This window comes from Saccharomonospora sp. NPDC046836, from assembly GCF_040645195.1.
Lineage (GTDB): Bacteria > Actinomycetota > Actinomycetes > Mycobacteriales > Pseudonocardiaceae > Prauserella_A.
In genome coordinates this window covers 1-3009 of record NZ_JBEYXW010000109.1, presented here as the reverse complement: position 1 = coordinate 3009, position 3009 = coordinate 1, and the positions used below count along the sequence as shown (strand labels likewise).

Annotated in this window: 2 protein-coding genes, 1 tRNA gene and 1 riboswitch; all 3 genes read right to left on the bottom strand. The window is 72.2% G+C overall.

The window, feature by feature from the left end; translation table 11 throughout:
- Positions 1-26 precede the first annotated feature (26 nt).
- Complete coding sequence (locus ABZ863_RS35470) at positions 27-1091, bottom strand: M23 family metallopeptidase (RefSeq protein WP_358221664.1); 1065 nt, start codon at positions 1089-1091, stop codon at positions 27-29.
- 11 nt (positions 1092-1102) lie between these two features.
- A riboswitch (cyclic di-AMP (ydaO/yuaA leader) is annotated at positions 1103-1239 on the bottom strand.
- A 273-nt stretch (positions 1240-1512) separates the two neighbouring features.
- Positions 1513-2703 (bottom strand): PP2C family protein-serine/threonine phosphatase, encoded by a 1191-nt coding sequence (locus ABZ863_RS35465; protein WP_023418174.1) that lies wholly within the window; start codon positions 2701-2703, stop codon positions 1513-1515.
- Positions 2704-2901: 198 nt separating this feature from the next.
- A tRNA-Met gene (locus ABZ863_RS35460) sits at positions 2902-2975 on the bottom strand.
- Positions 2976-3009 lie beyond the last annotated feature (34 nt).

The window sequence follows — 3009 nt, the reverse complement described above, 5'->3', positions numbered from 1 at the left end:
GCGGGCGGGCTCGGTACAGACCGGTGTCAGATCTTGAGGCCCTTGCCCCGCAGCCAGCTGAGCGGGTCGACGCCGTCGCCGCCACTCGGGTGGATCTCCAGGTGGAGGTGGGGCCCGGTGACGTTGCCGGTGGCGCCCACACGGCCGATCACGTCGCCCGTGGTGACCTTCTGCCCGGCGCTGACGGACATCGACGACTGGTGGGAGTACCAGAGTTCGGTGCCGTCCTCCAGTTCCAGGATGGTGCGGTAGCCGTACGAACCGGCCCAGCCCGCTTCCTTGATGGTGCCGGAGTGGATCGCCTTCAGCGGGGTCCCGGTGGGGGCGGCGAAGTCGAGTCCGGTGTGATAGCCGGAGGACCACATGGCGCCCGCCTGACCGTAGGTCGAAGTCAGGGTGTACGAGGTGGTGGGGAGCGAGAAGCTGGCGGCGAGCTTGGCGAGGCGCTCGGCCTCCTCCTTCTTCCGCTTCTCCTCGGCCTTCTTCCGCTCCGCCTCGGCCAGCTTCTTCTCGGCGGCCTCCTGAACCTTCGCGGCCTCGGCGACGGCCTGCTCGGCCGCGGCCTGCTCGGCGGCGCGGGCCGCGCTCTGGTCGGCCTGGTCCTGCTGGTGCTCGGCCTGCTGGATGATGCGCGCCCGCAGCGCCTCGCCGGCGTCGGTGGTGCCCTGCTCGGTGTCGGCGACAGTGACCCCGGCGCCGGTGAGCGGGCTGGCCGTCACCTGCGTGTCGGACTCCTTGTCGGAGCCCAGCAGGCTGCCGACGCCCGGCAGCGAATCGGCGTCCGGGAGGGACGCCTTGACGGCGGAGAGGTCGGGGAGCGAGATGGAGACCGGGGGCTTCTCCTTGGCGGTGGCGATACCGCCGGCGCCCACCGCGGCGATGACGCCGACGCCGAGGACGGTGGAGGAGCGGGCGAGGCCGCCGCGCTGCTTCGCGACACGGTGCCGGCCGCGGACGGGACGGATGGACTCCTCGGTGGGATTCCATTCCTCCCAGGGCCCCCCGGCGGGTCCGTAAGCCGTGGGACCGGTGACCGGGTCCTCGTCGTTCGGCACGAACAGGGCCTCAGGGGCAGGACGGTTCGACGCCACGCGGGCGCTCTCCTTTCCTTCCTTCTCGCCTACCGGGTTAGCTGACGGGTTCGGAGCAGGAAGGTCTCCTACGGGCGCCTCGAAAGGCGTCCGATTCACCCCAAGGAGTGGTTCCCCGGTTCCCTACGGGATTCGGCGCATGCGCGCGGAGCCGTCTCGGGTGACGGCCGGGACAACCGCGCTGCGTTATCGAACGTTAATAGACACCCGGCCCGGATTCCAAGCTGTTCCGGATGATCGTTGGGCCCCGGGGCCCGGACGTACCGGGGCACCGAGGGGCGCATTCGGGCGAGTTGCCTCCACGGAACCACCACAGGAGCACCTGACGGTGTGTCAGTTGTTATGCGGGGAGCGTCCAGTCATTCACCCTCGGTGACGGCACCGGCGGCGCGCGGCCGCCTCCCGCCGGAGCCCGGGCGCCTCACGGACGGCGGAGCGCCAGCAACGCCATGTCGTCCTGCGGCCCGCCGCCGGTGTGCACGCGGACCTCCCGAGAGAGCACCTCCAGAAGGTGGTCGGGCGCCTCGAAGCGACGCCCCGTCAGCCGCGACGCCGGGTCGTAGAAGACCCCGTTCCGGTCCCGCGCCTCCGTCAGCCCGTCGGTGAAGAGCAGCAGGGTGGCGCCGGAGGGGAAGGGCGTCGCGTCCGAACGGTCCGGCCACACCCCGAGGTCCCCCATGCCGAGCGGAAGGGCCGGCTGGGTCGGCGCCAGCACCCGTACGTCTCCGTCGCCATGGAGCAGCAGCGGCTCGGGATGGCCCCGGTTGACCGTGCGGACGACGGACTGCCCGGGCGGGATCTCCGCCAGCAGCGCGGTGGTGAACCCCTCGAACTGGTCCAGTCCCTCCCGCCGCACCCCCTCACGGGCGAGGGCGCGTTCGAGCCGCTGGGCCACCTTCTCCAGGCTCGACTCCTGCTCGGCGGCCTCGCGGAACGCGCCGATGACCACGGCGACCGCCTCCACCGCGCCGAGCCCCTTGCCGCGCACGTCGCCGACGAGCAGCCGCACCCCGTGCGGGGTCTCCTGGACGGCGTAGAGGTCGCCGCCGATGAGGGCGTCGGCCTGGGCGGCCTCGTAGCGGGCGGCGATGTCGAAGCCGCCGATCCGCTCGGCGGGGATGGGCAGCACGGCACGCTGGGCGGCCTCGGCGATGCTGCGGGCGGTGGCGAGCTGCTCGCCACTGCGGCTGACCAGGCGGTTGCTGAGCAGAGCGAGGAGGGCGCAGGTGAGGATGGTGAGCAGCTCGGTGGTCGAGTCCACCCCGCCAAGCGTCCCGGTCTGCCACTGGAGCAGCACCACCACAGCCAGCGCGAGGGCCCCGGTCAGCACGGTGCCGAGGAGCGAGAAGAAGGGCGCGGCGATCAGCGGCGCCGCGGCGTAGAGCGGGCTGGCGTTGAAGCGCGGCGGCGCGGCCTGGTCGAAGATGACACCGGCGACGAGCAGCACCACCGGCAGCAGCCGCATCAGCGTCCGGGACCTGCTCCCCGTGAGCCGGTCCCCCTTGTAGCTGCCGAAGGTCTCCCGCCCGGTCGCACCCCGCCTCCCCGCCGGGGCCTTCCGGGCGGCCGGCCGGCCCGTCTCCTTCTCCGCGTCCTCACCGCGTTTCCCCACCAGCCTGTCTCCTGATCCATCGGCCGGCCCCCGGTCGGCCCGGCCCGGACACGCCCGCTCCCGCGTCAGCGCTTCCCCCATGCTTCCGCCCACACGGTGCGGCGGCGAGCGGGCAGCGCCCGAACGAGTACCGGCACCGGCGACGGCACACGACGAAGGCCCGGATTCCTCGAAAGGAATCCGGGCCTCGCCCTTCAGTAGCGGGGACAGGATTTGAACCTGCGACCTCTGGGTTATGAGCCCAGCGAGCTACCGAGCTGCTCCACCCCGCGTCGGTGAAATCAACTATACGCCATCCGGAAGGCT